This window comes from Algoriphagus litoralis, assembly GCF_003259255.1.
GTDB classification, from domain to species: domain Bacteria; phylum Bacteroidota; class Bacteroidia; order Cytophagales; family Cyclobacteriaceae; genus Algoriphagus; species Algoriphagus litoralis.
In genome coordinates this window covers 49,445-69,355 of record NZ_QGOL01000016.1, presented here as the reverse complement: position 1 = coordinate 69,355, position 19,911 = coordinate 49,445, and the positions used below count along the sequence as shown (strand labels likewise).

The 19,911-nt window shown below is 43.2% G+C and carries 8 protein-coding genes; all 8 read left to right on the top strand.

The window, feature by feature from the left end; genetic code table 11:
- Positions 1-182: 182 nt before the first annotated feature.
- The 8 genes from DK188_RS18075 (at position 183) to DK188_RS18040 (ending at position 19,460) form a co-directional block, all read left to right on the top strand.
- A complete protein-coding gene (locus tag DK188_RS18075) occupies positions 183-2,627 on the top strand; it encodes an ABC transporter permease (protein ID WP_111672257.1) in 2,445 nt (814 codons plus the stop codon).
- 155 nt (positions 2,628-2,782) lie between these two features.
- The gene (locus DK188_RS18070; protein ID WP_111672256.1) at positions 2,783-5,209 is read left to right on the top strand and encodes an ABC transporter permease; all 2,427 of its coding nucleotides are present in this window, start codon (positions 2,783-2,785) and stop codon (positions 5,207-5,209) included.
- A gap of 134 nt (positions 5,210-5,343) precedes the next feature.
- Positions 5,344-7,866 carry an ABC transporter permease gene (locus DK188_RS18065; RefSeq protein ID WP_111672255.1) on the top strand — a complete coding sequence of 841 codons (2,523 nt, stop codon included), beginning with the start codon at positions 5,344-5,346 and terminating at the stop codon, positions 7,864-7,866.
- A 167-nt stretch (positions 7,867-8,033) separates the two neighbouring features.
- Positions 8,034-10,412 (top strand): ABC transporter permease, encoded by a 2,379-nt coding sequence (locus DK188_RS18060; protein ID WP_111672254.1) that lies wholly within the window; start codon positions 8,034-8,036, stop codon positions 10,410-10,412.
- 126 nt (positions 10,413-10,538) lie between these two features.
- Positions 10,539-12,995 carry an ABC transporter permease gene (locus tag DK188_RS18055; RefSeq protein WP_111672253.1) on the top strand — a complete coding sequence of 819 codons (2,457 nt, stop codon included), beginning with the start codon at positions 10,539-10,541 and terminating at the stop codon, positions 12,993-12,995.
- A gap of 236 nt (positions 12,996-13,231) precedes the next feature.
- Positions 13,232-15,673: an ABC transporter permease gene (locus DK188_RS18050; protein ID WP_232825765.1), complete on the top strand. Its 2,442-nt coding sequence runs from the start codon at positions 13,232-13,234 to the stop codon at positions 15,671-15,673.
- 247 nt (positions 15,674-15,920) lie between these two features.
- The gene (locus tag DK188_RS18045) at positions 15,921-16,865 is read left to right on the top strand and encodes a DUF4097 family beta strand repeat-containing protein (RefSeq protein WP_111672251.1); all 945 of its coding nucleotides are present in this window, start codon (positions 15,921-15,923) and stop codon (positions 16,863-16,865) included.
- Between the two features lie 177 nt (positions 16,866-17,042).
- Positions 17,043-19,460, top strand: a complete 2,418-nt coding sequence (locus DK188_RS18040) for an ABC transporter permease (RefSeq protein ID WP_111672250.1) — start codon at positions 17,043-17,045, stop codon at positions 19,458-19,460.
- Positions 19,461-19,911 lie beyond the last annotated feature (451 nt).

Below are 19,911 nucleotides of genomic sequence, written 5' to 3'. Positions count from 1 at the left end.
TTGATTTTCCGCCTCCGGAAAATCGAATTTTGATTTTGCCCGAGAGCGAACAAAAATGTACGGGCTAGAAATGAGCGAAATTCCAAAATGGCTGAAATGCTTCATTTTAGGCCGTATTTGTATGGCATGAAAGTGGAAAAGTAGGATCTGTATCATTCCAATCAATTCCTGTTCACTTAGCTATGCTGAAAAATTACTTCAAAATCGCTTTTCGAAACCTGACCAAAAACAAGCTCCATACAGGAATCAACCTGATTGGACTGTCTCTTGGATTTGGCGTGAGTATTCTGATTTTTTTCTTTGTTCAGTTTGAATTGAGTTTTGATTCCTTCCATTCGGATCAAGACCAGATATTTCGCCTCAAGCGCCTGGAAATGGAGGAAGGTGAACTCCTGTCTTCTTTTTCGACTCCGGTCATTACTGCACCCACTTTTAAGTCTGAATTTTCCCAAGTCACCCATGCTAGCCAATTGATCAATGGCTCAGCACAGGCATTTTTAGATGAAAAAACCACCCAGAATCAACGGTACATGATGGTCAGCCCTGATTTCTTGGAAATTTTTGACTTTGAATTCATCCAAGGGGATCCAGCCGTTGCGCTGAAAGATAAATTCAGTGCGGTTTTGACTGAAAGCACGGCTAAAAAATACTTTGGCGACGCAGACCCCATTGGCAAGGTCATTCGCATGAAAATGGGTAAGGACTTTGAATCCTACCAGGTTACAGGACTTTTAAAAGAACTGCCAGACAACTCAAGCATCCGCTTTGAGCTGCTGATCAACAACCAAAATATGGATTACACCATTGATCAGGAGAATCAAACCTCCTGGTACAATGTCTTCGGGGATACCTATATCAAAACTACCGATCCACAGGCCAAAAGTGGTATTGAGTCAGGTGTGGAAGCCATGATGAAAAATGCTTTGGGCACCGATTACGAGCAGGGTTCTTATGGCTTTGAGCTGCAGCCACTCCGCGAAATTCATCTGGATGAAAATCCCAATTCCGGCATGGCTGAGACCACCCGACCTTCTTTATTGTGGATTCTTTCAGGTATCGCAGTTTTGATTTTGCTCATTGCCAGTATCAATTTCACTACCATGGCCATTGGAAAGGCCACCACTAGAGCCAAGGAAGTAGGGGTGCGAAAAACCATGGGAGCGGAATTTAAGCAGCTTGTCATCCAGTTTATGACTGAAGCTTTTTTGATCACATTGGCTGCATTGGTGCTCGGAGTAATTTTATCCGAGACCTTACTTCCGGTATTCAATGGGCTTTTTGAGAAAAATCTGGATTTGAGCTACGGGCCGCAGCAAATCTTGATCTTGGCTGCTCTGGTGTTTGGCATCACGCTTTTGGCAGGTGCTTATCCGGCTTTTTTCATGTCAAATCTGCGTCCGATCAAAGTCCTGAAAGGAAATCTATCCATGAAATTCGGGAAACAAGCCTTGCGTAAAGGTCTGGTGGCCCTTCAGTTTTTCATTTCCTTTTTGCTGATAGCCACCACCCTGATCATGGTCAATCAGATGAATGCGATCCGAAATTACGATTTGGGCTTTAATCAGGACATGGTGATTTTGGTAGATGTGCCTGAAGTGTCGGATACGGATTTTGTAGTATCGATCAGGGAAGGCTTCAATCAGGCCGAGCTTTATAGACAAGCGCTCACTGCTAGATCTGAGGTAAGCACTGCAGCGATCACCATTTCTACTTATGGGGACAATGCATTCTGGTATGGTGGATTTCCGATGGAGGATGGCAAACAGTTTGAATTTCGGGTCAATTTTGTAGGTGGGGATTACATCAAAACCTTGGGCCTAGAGATGTCCAAAGGTCGGGAGTTTAACCCATTGCCCGGTTCTGATAGCAGCGCGGTGCTGATCAATGAGACTTTTGCAAAAGCCCTGAATTGGGAAGACCCATTAGGGGAATTGCTTCCGAATACCAGATTTAGTCCACATCAGATTGTCGGGGTGGTGAAGGATTTTCACCATAACTCGCTCTATAAAGAGATCGAACCTGTCCTGCTGGCCAAAGATCCCGCGATAGTATTCAGTGGGATCAATTCGCTCATGATCAGCTCCGCTACCAACCCCAAAGTAATGGTCAAGGGGACAGGAACTGATTTTGAAGTATTTAAAAAAGTACTGGAAGAGGAGTGGATGAAGACATTTCCACAGGAGGCATTCAGTTTTAGTTTCATGGATGAAACCGTCGAGTCAGAATATCGAGCCGATGAGCGACTGGGGAAAATGGTGTTTTTCGCCGCAGGGATAGCCATCCTGATCGCCGCAATGGGACTATTTGCCATGGCTGCGCTGAGTATTGCAGGGCGAACGAAAGAAATTGGCATCCGCAAAGTATTGGGGGCATCCAGCCTGAGTATTTCCTGGATGTTTAGCAAAGAGTTTCTCCTCATCACACTCGCAGGCGTGCTGATCGCTCTTCCCCTGAGTGGCTATCTGATGCAGGATTGGATTTCGCAATTTGCGGTGAAGGAATGGCCTTCCTGGGTGAGCTTTCTGATTTTGGGAATGGTGGGAATAGGTTTTACGCTGCTGATTGTCTCTGCCCAATCTTTCCGTGCAACTCAGATGAATCCGGTAGATACGCTGAAAGATGAATAGAGGTCAGTGATACGAGGTATCAGATACGAAAAACGAATTACGAGTTCTCGGAAAGGGATAAAGTCCTTGGCTTCGGGAAACCTAATTCCATTAAAACTTTAGAATCAATGAACCTTAATTTCCTAATCTTCCAATTTTAAAACCTTCCAATCCCGATGTTCAAAAACTACTTAACCATTGCCTGGAGGACACTTCGTAAAAACAGACTTTACACTGTTTTGAATGTTTTCGGCTTGACCCTCGGGATCAGTGGCTTTTTGATGATCATGCTTTTTGTCCAAGACGAAAGGAGTTACGATCGTTTTTATACAGATTCCGAGGATGTCTTTCGGGTCACTTCGCATTGGGGCGACTTTGCCACCGCTAGCTATGCCACTTCACCGCCACCCTTAGGGCCTAGGATTCAATCGGATATTCCTGAGATAGAAGCGGTCACGAGATTGCTGAAATGGAACGATTTTACAGTGCAACCAGCAGAAGGGATAAATAAGGATCAAGTCTTTCGCGAGGCCAAGGTTTTCTATGCAGAACCTAGCTTCTTTGAGGTTTTCGATATGCCTTTGGCAGCAGGAAGTGTGGAAAAAGCCCTTTCTGGACCGGATCACATTGTGATCACGATAGCTTCTGCAAAAAAATACTTTGGGGACCTTAGTCCGCAAGAGGTGGTTGGGAAAGAGCTGCTGATCGGGAGCAACAATCCCGTGCCGAGACAAGTAGCCGCTGTGATAGCAGATATCCCGGAGCAATCTCATATGGAATTTGATATGCTGGTCTATGAGCCCAATATGCATCGTGAGATTTTTTTGATGGACAATTGGAGTTGGGCTATCCTGTATACTTACGTCAAGTTTCCTCAGGAAAAGGAAAATGTGGTCGCTTCAAAACTTGATCAACTGGTCGCCGATTTTGCCCTACCAGCGTTGGAAGGGGATGGGGAAAACGCTGATTACAACCTGAGGCTTATGCCTGTGCAGGATATCCACCTGCAGTCACATCTGCTCAGGGAAATCAAGCCCAATGGCTATGAAAGTTATGTCAAACTGTTTGGTCTGGTAGGGATTTTCATCTTGCTTCTGGCCTGTATTAATTTTATGAATTTGGCTACCGCAAAATCTGGACTTCGGAGCATGGAGGTAGGAGTCCGGAAAGTCATGGGCTCGGGCAAATGGCAGTTGATCTGGCAGTTTATGACGGAGGCCTTTCTTTTGGTTTTGGGTTCAGTGATCGTGTCCTTAATTCTTGTTGAGTTGTCCAACGGGATATTTAACCAGCTTTCAGGAAAAAATATCGATTTCAATCTGCTTCAAAATCCCTTGATTCTGGTCATTGTGCCAGTTTTGATCGTGGTGCTGACTTTCCTCTCAGGGTTCTATCCGGCGTTTTATCTTTCTTCTTTTCGACCGATTTTGGTTTTGAAAAAGCAGCTTACAGTCGGCAAAAACTCCCATAGCTTCAGAAATGGGCTGGTGGTGTTTCAATTTGCCACGACCATGACACTGATTATCTGTACGCTGATCGTGCAGCGCCAGCTCAATTTTATCCAGCAGAGTGATCCGGGTTTTTCGCGTGAGCAGCTGCTGATCATTCACAATGACGGGGAAATTCAAAATCACCAGCGGGAGGACTTTGCAGGAAGATTGGCTTCCAGTACCAGTGTTCAAAATTTGAGTTTTTCCACGGGGATTCCCATGGCTTCGCAATTTCAGATGCGCTCCTTCAACCTACCGACTACTACGCAGCAGCAAGGGATGAACTGGTACGAAGCGGATCATAACTACTTGGAAACGTACAAGTTTAGATTATTGGGCGGAAGGAATTTCACGGCTATATCAGGTGCTGATGCACGCAAAGTAATTATCAATGAAAAGGCTGCCGAAATCCTTGGAATCAGCGAAAATCCAATCGGTCAGCTGATCGTCAAGAACCAGGGAGCTGATGATGAAGCCACACTTGAAGTCATCGGATTGGTGGAGGATTTCAATTTTGAGTCATACAGAAATGAAATCAAACCCTTAGTGATCGAATACCTGCATGAGTATTTTCTCCGGGATTATATCTCTGTTCGCCTACAGGGAGAAAATCTGAAAGCGGGGATCGCAGAACTTCAGGCCGCTTGGAAACTATACGAGCCACGGGTTCCGATGAATTATACTTTTCTGGATGAAGATTTTGGAAAGTTATACCAATCTGAACAGCGAATGGAAGGGCTGCTATGGGCATTGACTATGGGTTCGATTGCCATAGCAATTCTCGGGCTGTTTGGATTAACTTCTTTCACTGCCCATTTGCGGGTCAAAGAAATCGGTATCAGAAAGGTGTTTGGAGCATCTATGCTGGAAATATTTGGACTCTTGTCCAGTTCTTACATCAAGCTTATTTTAATAGCGATGCTTTTCGCTATCCCGCTTTCTATCTATGTAATGAAGGGTTGGCTGGCTGATTTTGCCTACCAGATTGGAGTTGAAATTTGGGTTATTGTACTGGCGGCTGGTTCCTGTCTAATTCTGGCATTAGGGACGATCTTTTTCCAATCCTATAAAAGTCTGCAGGCTAATCCGGTGAAGAGTTTGAAAAGCGAATAAATGTACCAAGTACTAAGTATCAAGAAACAAGAAAGCAGGAATCAAGAGATTGGAGAAAGGAGATAACTGGAACTTCCTAACTTCCAAGTTTCCAGACTCTTAAACTTTCAATTTAGAATTTTCCATTCCATTGTATGTTCAAAAACTACATCAAATTCGCCTGGCGATCCCTGCTAAAAAACAAGGTCTTTTCAATCATCAATATTCTTGGTTTAGCGACAGGCATGGCCGCATGTCTGTTGATTTTTCAGTATGTCAGTTTTGAAAAGAGCCACGACTTGTTTCACGAAAATGCCAATCGGACTTATCGGGTTGACCTGACTCAATATAAATACGGGGAATTGGAAACCAGTCTTGCCACTACTTTTCCTGTTGTAGGAAAGACTTTGGTGGAAAGCTTTCCGGAATCGGTTGAAACCTTTGTGAGGCTAATGCCCCAGCCGGGAGTATTCTCTATTCAAAAGGGAAAAGAACAGGTTGTTTTCGAAGAGAAAAAGGTTTTTTACACGGACAATTCCTTCTTTCAGGTCTTTACATTCCCATTGGTATTGGGAGATTCTAATGGTGCACTGATAGATCAAAATTCAGTCGTAATTTCTGAAACAATCGCGGAAAAATATTTCGGAAAGGAATGGAGATCAGTTAATCCGGTCGGAAAATCTATTCAGTCCAAAACTTACTTTGGCTCCACCGATCTTCAGATTACAGGAGTGGCTGCTGATTCACCTGAAAATTCCCACCTGAAATTTGATTTTTTAGTTTCTTACCCCACAATGTATAATTGGGATGACGGACAAACTGACTATCGCGATGAAACAGAAAATGCGTGGTTCTGGGAAAATTTTTACACCTATATTCTTCTAAAACCAGAAATTGATCCTCATCAACTCGCCGCATCTTTTCAACCCATTATTGATTTCCATACGGCTGACCGAAGAGAGCAAGGCTTTGCTTATGAAATGAATTTCAACCCTGTACCAGAGCTTCATTTGAATTCAAATCTGAAAAATGAGTTGGAAGTAAATGGAAATGCTCAGACTGTCTATAGTCTTTCAGTAGTTGCCATTTGCATTTTGATATTGGCTTGGGTGAATTTTGTGAACCTTTCGACAGTTAAGTCAATGGAAAGGGCCAAAGAATCTGGACTTAGAAAAACAATCGGAGCATCCCGGATTCAACTGGTTTTACAACATATGATGGAGGCATTTCTCTATAATGTTTTAGGATTGGGGTTGGCAATTTTTCTTTCCCACTTGAGTATGCCCATTTTTTCGACTTTGATTGATATCCCATTTGAAAATTCAATTTTGCTTGAGCCAAAAGTAATTTTCGGGATCGTTTTGATTTTCATTTCGGGAACACTCTTGAGCGGATTTTATCCTGCATTTATACTATCAAGCTATCATCCAATTGCTGTCCTGAAGGGAAATCTTTCAAGTTCAGGACAGGGACAATGGATGAAAAAAGGTCTTGTTGTATTTCAGTTTATGGTAGCAGCCGTCTTTATGATGGTGGTATTTACAATCAACAGGCAACTTTCCTTTATGAGAAATTACGATTTGGGAGTGGATATTGAACAGAAACTGGTGATTGAAGGAGCAAGATTTGCCAATAGTTTACCCGAGTTTCAAACAAAAATGTCTGCATACAAGACTTCTCTGAAAAGCTTCAACATGATTGAAAACGTAACCCTTTCACGCAATGTGCCTTCGACGGAAATCAGGGGAAACAATTTTGTGAGGAGGCTTGATGAACCTGAAAACGCAAAATTTTTTCACGTAATGGGCGTGGATTATGAGTATACTTCGGCTTTCGGAATGGAACTGGCAGCAGGAAGATTTCTTGAAGAAGACCAGCCGATAAGTGGCAATGAAATCGCGAAATCAAATGAAAATGCTCCTGATTTCGGGACGCAGGATCATGCGATTCTAATCAACGAAACTGCCGCTAAGCGCCTTGGTTACGAGAAAGCAAGCGACGCAATTCACCAGCAAATCGCTGTTTTTGGCGGGGTAAAAGAAATAGTAGGGGTGGTGAAGGATTACCATCACAAATCCCTGAAGAATGATTTTGAGCCAATCATCTTTTATCTCCAGCCTAATTACAGTGAATACATCACTTTGAATTTTACCAAAACTGGGGACGGTCCGAAAGATCTCACGACGTTAATTGATTTTGCTGAATCCGAATGGAAAAAGTTTTATCCGGAAGAACCCTTCAAATACTTTTTCCTCGATGATTTCTTCAACAGCCAATATAAAGCTGACCAACAATTTTATTTGATTTTCAACTTTTTCACAGGTTTAGCAATTTTTATTGCCTGCTTAGGATTGTTTGGTTTGTCCTCTTATGAATCAATCAGAAGGACAAAAGAAATTGGCATCAGGAAAATCAACGGGGCTTCTGAACCGCAAATTTTAAATCTTCTTACAAAAGACTTCTTGAAACCTGTTCTATTGGGTTTTTTGATAGCAATTCCAATAGCATGGTATTTCATGGAATTTTGGATTCGGGATTTTGCTTTTAGAATTTCACTGGAGTGGTGGATGTTTGTAGTGTCTGGAGGTGCAGGATTGTTGATTGCTCTCTCAACGGTCAGTTTCCAATTGATAAAAACTGCTCGGATGAATCCAGTGAAGAGTCTGAAAAGTGAGTGAAGTGCTGTGACCAAGTACCAAGTACAATGTACAAAGTACTAAGTATCAATAAACAAGAGATTGGAGAAAGGAGATAACTGGAACTTCCTGACCTCCAACCTTCCAAATCCTCCGATTGCCAATTTTAAAATCTTCCAATTTTCCAATTTTAAAATCCTTCAATCCCCGTGCTCAAAACCTACTTAAAAATAGCCTTAAGAAGCCTAAATAGGGGCAAAGTTTTCTCTTTCATCAATATTGGAGGACTGGCTCTAGGGCTGACCTGTTGCATTTTGATCTTGTTGTATGTCAAGGATGAAAGATCATTTGACAGATTTCATCGTAATGGAAATGACCTTTACCGGATCAAAGTGACGATGGTTTCGCCCAATGATTCGGTGACAATAGCCAGTACCAATACCATTCATGGCCCCTCATTTCAGGACGGGATTCCTGAAATCCGAAAAGTAATTCGAACTCAAACACAGCCTTTCGTTGCAAAAAAAGGAGAAGACCTATTGAATACGGATGTACTTTTTGCTGACCCTGAATTTTTTCAGATTTTTTCATTTCCCTTGCTTCATGGAAATCCAGAAACAGTTCTTTCTGATATAGGATCTATTGTGATTTCGGAAGAAATGGCTTTGAACTATTTTGGTAGAACCGATGCCGTGGGTCAGGTGGTGGAATTGAAAGTCAATGATGAATTTGTTCCATTTACCGTCTCTGGAGTTTCTAAGTCAATCCCTCAAAACTCCACGATTCAATTTGATACGATGATTTCTTTCGAATGGCAAGAAGTCAATGGATGGACCAATGAAGAATGGCTGGGCTTCTACATGAATACTTTTGTCCTTTTGGATAATCAGGCAGATTATAGACAGGTGGGGCCAAAAATGGATGAAATTTTTCTGCTTAATGCAGCAAATGAACTGGATGCTGCTGAGGGATTCAATAGTAAGGTTGGGTTTTCATTGCAGCCATTTATGGACATCCATTTGGATAATGGTACGGATAATGAGCGAAATGGAATCACCAGAACCAGCAGTCCAATATACTCCTACATTTTGGGTGGGATCGGTCTTTTTATCTTGTTGATAGCCTGTATCAATTTTGTCAATCTATCTATGGCCAGATCGCTGAAGCGAGCCAAAGAAATTGGCATCAGAAAAGTAATCGGCGGGCTAAGAAAGCAGCTCATTCTTCAGTTTTTGACTGAATCTTTTTTGATGACTTCGATCGCTTTTGTTTTGGCAATTCTCTTGAGTCAATTTGTTCTTCCAAAGTTTAATGACTTGTCCAATAAGTCCTTGTCATTGGATTATCTTTTTGATTTAGAATTGATTCTGGTGTTTGTTGGGCTGTTTTTGATCACAGGGATACTTTCTGGATTTTATCCAGCCTTGATACTTTCGGGATTCAGTCCGTCCAAAAGCCTTCAAAAAAGAGGAAAATTCCTTAAGCAAAGCTTTCTAACCAAAAGCCTGGTAATTCTACAGTTTACGCTTTCAATTTGTCTGGTGGTCGGGACCATTCTGATTTTCTCCCAATTTAATTTTCTCACCTCCAGAGATCTAGGGTATTCTGACGAGAATGTAATGAAAATCGACGGTTTTCGGGGGAATCACCAAGTCAGGGAAATAGTCAAACAAGAACTTTTATCGTTGACCGAAATTCAGTCTGTAGCTGGATTTAATGGGAATTACAACGGGACATTCGCCAAAGTCAATGGTGAAAATGTGGGGTTTCGATACATCGGAATAGATGATGACTTTCTTAAAACGCTGGAAATTGAGTTGGTTGAAGGACGGAATTTTTCAGCTGACTATGCAACGGATAGAGACGAGGCTATCTTGGTAAATGAAGCATTTTTGAAAAAAGTAGGCTGGACCGAGGGAGTAGGCAAGGAAGTGGATTTTGAATGGAAAAACCAAAAAATGAAGATTATTGGAGTAGTAAAGGATTACCATTTTTCCTCTTTAAAAGAAGATATCGAGCCCTTGGTACTTACCCAAGATCCGAAATATGGGTTGAATTCACTTTTTGTGAAATTGAAGGAGAACCAGGCGGCTGAAACTGTCAAAACCATCGAATCTGTCTTCCGAAAGCATATTCCGTATATACCTTTTGATTACAGTTTCGAAAGAGAGACCAATCTGAAGCAATACGAACGCGAAGCCAAATGGAAGCAAATGATCACTGCAGGTGCAGTCCTGTCTATTTTCGTTTCCTGCATAGGTTTGTTTGGATTGGCAGCATTTACTGCTGAATCACGAGAAAAAGAGGTAGGGGTGCGAAAGGTCATGGGAGCCTCCGTTCTAAGTATTGTCAGTCTGCTTTCTTCCGATTTTATAAAGTTGATCCTACTGGCCATGGGGATAGCTTTTCCGATTGCTTACTATGCTGGGTCGATTTGGCTGAGTGAATTTGCCTATCAGGTGGAGATTGAATGGTGGTTTTTCGGTATCGCTGGAGTTTTTGCTATTGGAATAGCCATGTTTACCGTGGGAGTGGAAGCTTTTAAAGCGGCGGTGAAAAACCCTGTGGCTATACTGAAGGATGAATAGAAGTGGGATATACGAAATTTAAGGGACTTGGCCCTGACTAGTGTTTAGGTCCTTGACACTAAGAAACCTTACCACTTTACAACTCATAATCTTCCAATTTTCCAATTTTAAAATCATTCAATCCTCATGCTCAAAACCTACTTAAAAATCGCCTGGAGAAGTCTCATGAAGAATAAAGTGATGTCATTCATCAATATTCTGGGGCTTTCATTGGGAATTGCTACATGTCTGGTGATCGGCTTGTATGTATTCGAAGAGTTGAGCTATGACCGCTTTTTTACAAATTCGGATCGGATTTTCCGGGTGAATTTGGATGCTAAAATCGGAGAGGAATTTCTGAATGAGGCCAGTGTAATGGCTCCGGTGGCCCAGACTTTCAAGGATGAAATTCCTGAAGTCGAAGCAAGTACCCGCGTAATCAAGCTGAATTCAACCACCAAAATCAGAATCGGAGAACAAGTAATCCGTAAGGGAAAGACTGCCTTTGTCGATCCAAATTTCTTTGAAATCTTTGACCTCAATTTTGTCAGCGGAGATCCTGCTACCGCACTGGACAAACCAAACACATTAGTCATCACTGTAGATCAGGCAAAGGCACTTTTTGAAGATCAAAATCCGATCAATCAGGTTGTCAAATTGGAGGATATCGGATATTATACCAGTGAGTACCAAAATTTTGCCGGTGATTATACCGTCACAGGCGTGATTGAAAACATTCCGGAAAATGCACATTTCCACTTTGATATGTTGGGGTCCATGCTTGGAAATCCGGATGCAAAAAATCAAAGTTGGTTGTCCGGTAGCTATGTAACCTATCTGCTTCTGAACGAGGGAGCTGACGAATCCCAGATGGAGTCTAAGCTTCTTGCCCTTTCAAAGAAATACATGGAGGGCCAGATGAAGCAGGGATTGGGGATGGGTTTCGACGAGTTTTTTGAAAAAGGAAATCACGTCTACTTTAAGCTCCAACCGATCACAGCGATTCATCTCAATCCCTTGTATGCGGGGAAAGGCGATTTTGAAGCGGGAGGAGATATGCAAACCGTGATGATCTATTTGGCCATTGCGGTCTTTATGCTGCTGATTGCCTGCATCAATTTTATGAACTTGTCCACTGCCGGGGCTTCTCAGCGTGCCAAAGAAATCGGAGTCAGAAAAGTGATGGGTTCGGATCAGCAGCATCTGGTCTTTCAGTTCTTGTCCGAGTCTTTTGTGGCGGTTTGCATCGCGATGATTTTGGGAGGGCTGATGGCCAAGATCGCCATTCCGTTTTTCAATGATTTTGCTGACAAATCGCTGTCCATGTCGGTGTTGGTACGACCCGGAATCCTGATTTCTCTCGGTGCACTTCTTCTCTTGGTGACTATTCTGGCAGGAGGGTATCCGGCATTTTTTCTTTCCGGATTCAAGCCCATCGAGTCGCTGAAGAAAAAAGTTTCGAAAAGTAGTCGAGGGGCATTGCGAAGCACCTTGGTGGTGTTTCAGTTTGCAGTATCTGTTGCGCTGATCATCGGTGCGCTGGTAGTTTCGCAACAGATGAATTACATCCAAGATAAAGACCTTGGCTATGATCGCAGCCAGCTAATAGTTCTGCGGGATGCAGGTTTATTGGGTGAAAAATTGGATGTATTCCGGGATAGATTGAAGTCTGATCCAAGAGTCAAGAATGTGACCAAATCAGCCTATATCCCTTCAGGCCCTACAGATACAAGTAATGAAAATCTCACTTCGAAAGATGATCCTACCGTCACTTTCCGGATGATTCGATACGGAATTGACGAAGAATATGTGCCTACCATGGGAATGGAAATTGTCGCAGGAAGGAACTTCTCCCTTGATTTTGGCTCCGAGGAAAACAATATTATCATCAATCAAACTGCCGCCAGGGAACTGGGAATTGCCGAGGATCCAATTGGAAAAGTCTTCGAAAAGATGACTGACAATCAAGGTGGGAGACAAGAAGTCCGAGTCGTCGGTGTAGTGAAAGACTTTGTCTCGAAATCGCTCCGTGAACCGATCAGACCGCTGATGATGGTCTATAATCCCTACTATAGCCTGATTCTAAAAGTGGATAGCAGGGATATTCCTGGTTTGCTTTCCGATATGGAGCAGACTTGGGTTGGCTTCAATTCGGGAGAAGCTTTTCACTATGCCTTCCTGGATGAGCTTTACAATGAAACCTACCTGCAGGAAGCCAAAATCGGGTCTTTTCTTACCCTGCTTGCGCTGATGACCATCTTTGTCGCTTGCCTTGGATTATTTGGCTTGGTCACCTTCACCGCAGGGCAACGCATCAAGGAAATAGGTATCCGAAAAGTCCTTGGGTCCACAGTCCCTCAGATCGTGGGTATGCTTGCCAAAGACTTCATCAAGCTGGTGGTGATCTCTTTTTGCATTGCCTTTCCGGCAGGCTTTTTCTTCATGGATCTTTGGCTGCAAAACTTTGCCTACCACATTGATATTGCCTGGTGGATTTATGCACTAGCTGCGGGGATTACCTTGGTAATCGCTTTTGGAACGATCGGGCTTAGGAGTGTCAAAGCTGCTTTGATGAATCCGGTGGAAAGCTTGAAGAGCGAATAAGGCATCGTCTTCATTGCGAGAGAGGCACGAGATAAGCAATTTCTTGAGAGTAGCAGGTTACGAGTATCAAGTAGTAAGAATTTGATGTCAGGAGTCAAGAAGCGAGAATCAAGAGCCAAGAAGCTAGATCCAAGATTCAGGATCCACTCATTTTTTCCAAACTGAGATTGATCACTGACACTGCAAACTGAGACCTCGATTTGTAACCTTTTTCAGCCAATGTTTATCTAATGGATATGCTCAAGAACTACATCATCATCGCCTGGAGGAATCTGTTCCGAAACAAATCATTTAGCCTGATCAATATTTTTGGTTTGGCAGTCAGTATGTCGGTATGCTTGCTTATCCTGATGATCGGGATGGATCAGTACAGCTATGATACCTACCACTCCAAAAAAGATAGAGTCTATCGGGTCCATACCACGCGTTATCAGGTAAACAGCGGGGAGTCTGCTAGCTCTGCTTTGCCTCTGGCTGAAAAGCTAAAAAGTGAATTTCCAAGCATCGAAGCAGCCGCGGCGATCAACAGTGAAATCGGTGGAGATGTAATCTATGCGGATAAATTTGCGACGGGAGGAGGCTATTTTGCCGATGGCAACTTCTTTCAGATTTTGGATTATAGTTTCAAAGAAGGAAACCCCAGTACCGCATTAAATGAGCCCTTTTCCTTGGTGATCAGCTCCGAAGTAGCTCAAATTCTTTTTGGAACGGAATCGGCTTTGGGCAAGTCGGTAAAGTTTCAGGATAAGGACATGCGGGCCATGGATATCGAAGAAGGGAATACAGTGACAGATTTCGGTTACTTTACGATCACCGGGGTATTGAATCCCAATCCGGGCAAAACCCACCTTCCTTTTAAGTTTCTGGCTTCCCTCAGCACCATGAAATCTCTGCCTGAAGGGGCAGTACTCAGTCGTGGAGATGAAGATTGGGATAATGTCTGGAGCAATTACACCTACGTCTTGCTAAAAGAGGGGCAAAGCAAAGGAGATCTTCAGGCTAATCTGGATCAGATCTCGGAAGAGATCTATGGTCCGCGATACGACGACAAACATTCCTTCAAAGCAATGGCTTTACGCGATCTTTCACCGACCGCATTCATCAGCAATACGACGCATGTATCGGTGCCAAAAGTGGTGCTGTTGATTTTGGGTGTATTGTGTTTGGTGGTGATGTTTTCTGCCTGTCTGAATTACACCAATATGGCTGTAGCCAGATCTCTCACACGACTGAAGGAAGTCGGTGTCAGAAAAGTATCCGGAGCGAATAAAGCACAGATTTTTATCCAATTCATTACCGAAGCGGTTGTGATTTCCCTTTGCTCCTTGTTCTTTGCTTTTCTTCTGCTTCAGGTCCTCGAGCAGGGATTTTTGGGCTTGACATTCAATCAGTACTTGAGAATTTCCTTCAGTCAAAGTCTGCCTGGGATTTTCATTTTTATCGGATTTAGTATTCTGGTGGGGATCGTGGCAGGCATCCTCCCTGCTAGCTATGTGGCAAAACTTAACCCAGTCAGCCTCTTCAATAATCTCAGTAACGTAAAGATTTTTAAAAGCCTGGGAATCCGGAATGTCCTTCTGGTTTTTCAGTTTTCCATTTCACTGATCTTCATCATTTCGATCATTTTGATCCAGTCGCAGGCGCGCCATATGTTGAATTTCGATTATGGATTTGACAAGGAAAATATTGTTTCAGTCAAACTTTACGACCCAGCCAATTACCAGCGATTTGCTCAAGCTGTAGTATCCAATCCTCAAGTCTCGGAAGTAGGAGCCACATCCCTGATTCCCGGGGGTGGATGGAATTTGACCTTGGATGCAGTCAATCTCGATTTTCCTACCGATACGATCCTGACTAATTATTTTGACATCAATTCCTCGACATCAGCGGTACTGGATCTGAAACTTATTGCCGGCCAAAACCTTCCGATGGAGGGTAGCGACAATCTGGTTCTGATCAATGAGTTTGCCGTAAAAACCTTCAATCTAGGGAGTAACGAGCAGGCTGTAGGCAAGCAATTGGTATTGGATGAAAATGGAGAATTTAAAAATATACAGGTTGCAGGCGTGGTGCGGGATTTTCAATTTCTTTCCCCTGACCGTGCCATGGAAAGTCTGGTGCTCCGCAATCGAAATGATGCCATGGCATTTGCGCTGGTGAAAGTATCCGGTCAAAACCAACAGGAAACTCTTGCTGCTCTGGAGGCAGTCTGGAAAGAGGTAAATCCGGATTCCAAGTTTTCCTACAAATACCTAGATCAGGAGCTTTTATTTATTCATCAGGTTTTGGGAGATGTCATGAAAGTGATTGGGCTGATTTCTTTTTTGGCCATTTTTGTTTCTTTGCTTGGCTTGCTCGGAATGGCGATGTACACGGCTCAAACCCGCGTCAAAGAAATCGGAATCAGGAAAACTTTAGGTTCAAGCATTCCACAAATCATTTATTTACTCTCTAAGGGTTTTCTGAAACTATTGGGTTTTGCCATACTTTTGGCAGTTCCAGCGGCCTTTTTTATCAATAACCTATGGCTGAATTTCTTTGCTTCCAAAGTGAGTATTGGATTGATTCACATCGGAATAGGTGTAGGATTTATCCTGCTGATTAGTCTTGCCATTATTCTGTCCCAGGCTTATCGAGCTGCCGTGATCAATCCTATTGATAGTCTGAAGAATGAGTAGGGGGATTTCGGATTTTAGATTTCAATGCTGGAAATTCAGAACGTATTCCGCTTTTCATTCCTAGGCAAAATAATCCAAGCTAATTCCCCAGAGCTAGCTTGGGATTTTCCCCTTTTGCCCGTTGGCGAACAAAATTGTCCGAGAACTTTTAAACTATTGTCAAAATACCTTTGAATTGAGATCATAGAGCCACTTTTTCACTGGCACAGAAGTAGGAATAGGAAGGTTGACTATTTCCAACTTCATCATGAAAAATTCAAAATCCCTAGTAATCGGCTTATCGCTTGCCATGTTTTTTGTCTTTGTGCAGCAGGTATCCGCATTCATTCAGACTGATCCCTACCTAAGCAAGGAGTTCACCCTCAGCGGAAAGGGAAATCTCGAAGTGGAAACTTCTGGTGCGAGCGTGGCCGTCACCGGAGGCAGCGGCAATCAAGTCAAGGTGGACATGTTTGTCAAACGAAATGGTAAGGAAATCGGCTCCACAGACGCAGAAGTGGAGAAACTTTTAGAAAACTACATTTTGGATATTTCCAAAAACGGAAATACCATTTCCCTGAGAGTCAAAAATAAAAGCAGTGATAGCTGGAGAAATGGCAACAACCTCAGCCTTTCTTTCAAAATCCAGGCACCGATAGAAATCTCCTCCCAATTTCAATCCAGTGGAGGTTCCATTTCCATTGAAAATCTTAACGGAACTCAGCAAATCTCCACCAGCGGAGGATCTATCCGAGTAGTGAATTCTTCAGGTACGGTGACTTCCAAAAGCTCCGGAGGATCTTTTTCCCTAACTGACTTTGATGGTCAAGTAGAGGCGCAATCCAGCGGTGGTGCAGTGAAAATAGCTGACCTGAGAGGCAGTGTAAGCGTCAATACCTCCGGGGGAAGTGTCACGCTTGAAGACATTACCGGGAAAATCACAGCAAGTACCAGTGGAGGTTCTATCCGTGCCAAACTGCTGGCAGTCGAGGAAGACTTGTCATTCAGAAGCTCAGGAGGAAGTATTTCTGCTGAAGTTCCTGCTGGACTTGGCCTCAACCTAGACCTACGCGGTGGAAGGGTAAATACACAGTTCAGCAATTTCGACGGTGAAATCAAAAAAGATCTGATCGTAGGAAAAATGAACGGAGGAGGCCCCTTGATCTCCATGCAGAGCTCGGGTGGAAGCATCAATCTTGAGTTTATGGATTGAATTGTAGAAACTACGGTTTAGGAAATAAAAGCACGAAATACGAGTTACGAGGACTTGAATAGCATTTGGTCCCTTAGCACTTGGAAGTCGTCATTCAACATTGAACCCTTTACTCTTAACATTTCAACTTACCAACCCATAACTTCCTTACTTCCCAACATCCTTACTTCCAAACCTATGCTCAAAAACTACATCAAAATCGCTTGGCGTGGACTTACTCGAAGCAAATGGATTGGTCTGATCAATATTCTGGGACTGACCATCGGGATTACTGCCGCCTTATTACTTTTTGTGGTAGTGGACTATGAACTCAGCTACGACAAATTTCAAAAGAATTACGATCAGGTCTATCGCATTTACACCCAAAACAAAATAGAGGATGGATTGGAATATACTCCCGGTGTAGCCAATCCCTTTCCCGATGCTTTGATGAGCGAAAAATTGGCTTTTGAAAAAGTAGTCCCGGTGATTGAGCACAATGAAGTCCAAATCAATGTAAAGGATGAAAATGTAGACCAAAGTCAAGGCAAGTATAAAGCGGAGAAAATCTTTTTCTCCACAGCAGAATATGCTGACTTATTTAACATGGAAGTTCTCAGCGGTGACGTAAAAGTGCTCAACCAGCCAGATATGGTTCTGTTGACGCAGACGGAGGCTGAGAAGTATTTTGGAAACTGGGAAAAAGCACTCGGAAAAAGTATTTCACTCAATCAGGGGGTCTTTCTAGAAGTTGGCGGAGTAGTCGCCGACATTCCAGAAAACAGCAATTTCGGCTTTGATCTGCTGGCCTCCTATGAATCACTTCGATCCCATCCAGAGGAATTTGGATACGATCTAAAGGAGTGGGGTAGCACGGGCAGTAATTTTCAAGTCTATGTCTTGACTAACCCGGATACGGACCTTAGCCTGGCTCAAAGCCAGTTGGATGGCTTCTCAAAAAAGCATTTCGATGGCAGAGGTAATTCTGTTACTTCCCATCTCCTGCAGCCGCTCAGTGAGATCCATTTCGGTACAGACTTGGAACCGCTCAGTGGGCGCTTGGTTAGAAAATCTACGATCAAAACCTTAATTCTGGTGGGGGTATTTATTCTGATCATGGCCTCCATCAACTTCGTCAACCTGACTACTTCGCTTGCTATTGGCAAAAGCAAGGAAATCGGGGTAAGAAAAGTGATGGGTAGTTCACGGTCTCAGTTGGTGATTCAATCCCTCGGAGAGACCTTTTTATCCGTACTGATCTCCACGGGTTTGGCGTTGATTTTCGCCAATATTTTGCTTCCTTTTTTGGACAAAATCGCGGATGTTCCTGCAGGGATCAGCTTTTTTGAACCCATCATCCTTGGTTTTATTTTGGTATTGGTGATCATGCTTACTTTTTTCTCAGGATTTTATCCTGCCATGATTATCTCAGGTTTTAAACCTATTCAAGCCTTAAAAAATAAATTTCAGCGGGCTGAGCTCGGGGGAGTTTCCATTCGAAGAGGTCTTGTGGTCTTACAGTTTGCCATTGCGCAGATCCTGATGATCGGTACCTTGATTGCTGTCCGTCAGATGAACTTGGTGCAGGAGACTGACTTAGGATTCAACAAGGAAGCGATCTATTACATGGAAGTGCCCCCAGACAGTCGGGAAAGCGGCAGAATCGAAAGCTTCAAACAGGAATTGCTACGTATCCCCGGAGTAAAAGGAGCAAGCATGGCATCCGATGCCCCTTCCTCAGGCAATAACTCCGCTTCCAATTTTTACTTTGACCAAAAGAACGAGGGAGTGCCCTTTCCGGCCTTTCTTAAGTTTGCCGATGCAGATTATTTCGACCTCTATGAAATGGAATTTGTAGCAGGAGCAGCATATCCCGAAAGCGATACCATTCGAAATGCAGTCATCAATGAGACTATGGCCAAGAAGCTTTTGATTCCCTCGCCAGATCAAGCCATCGGCAGATTGATTCGATTGGGTGGGGGGAATTGGGTTCCCATTACCGGGGTAGTGAAGGATTTCACGGTCAATTCCCTCAGAGAAGATATGAAGCAATTGCTGATCAGCAGTAATAAAGAGCTCTATTTTCAAGTAGCGGTAAAACTCGATCAAAATGCGGGGAAATCTACTTTGGATGCGATTCAGGCAAAGTACGAGCAGATATATCCCGAGCAGATCTTCACCGCCAACTTCTTGGATGAATCCATTGCGGAATTTTATGAATCCGAACAGAAACTTGCCTTGGTGTATAAAATCTTTGCTGGACTGGCCCTGTTGATTTCCTGCATAGGGCTGTATGGTCTTGTGTCTTTTATGATTGGACAGAAAGTGAAGGAGATCGGGATTCGTAAAGTGCTGGGTGCCTCTGTGGGTCAAATTACCTTTATGCTATCCAGAGAGTTTCTCGTCATGGTTTTGGTTGCCTTTGGGCTAGCGATTCCTCTTGCCTATTTCATGATGAAAGACTGGCTGGAGACTTTCGCTTACAAAACTGAATTATCCGCAGGTCTATTTCTGGCAGTTATGATCGCATCCCTTGCTTTGACATTGCTGACGGTTGGTTCCAAAGCCATTCGCGCAGCCGTAGCCAATCCGGTAAATAGCTTGAAGGACGAGTGAGTGATTTTGAAGGAGTAAGTATCATGACATAAGTATCAAGATTGGAGAGGCGAGAGATTGGGATTTACGAAGGACGATTTACGATTTACGAGGTTTTGACTAGTGTTCGGGCTCTTGACACTGAGAAACCTTGCAGAGAAATTACGATTTACGAGTTACGAGGTTATGCCTAGTGTTTAGGCTTCTGGCACGGGGCAACCTCACTGAGAAATTACGATTTACGAAGGACGATTTACGATTTACGAGGTTTTGACTAGTGTTCGGGCTCTTGACACTGGGAAACCTTGCAGAGAAATTACGATTTACGATTTACGAGGTTATGCTTAGTGTTTAGGCTTCTGGCACTGGGCAACCTCACTGAGAAATTACGATTTACGAAATACGATTTACGAGGTTTTTACTAGTGGTTAAGGCTCTTGGTATTGGGAAGTCGTCATTTAACAATTACTCA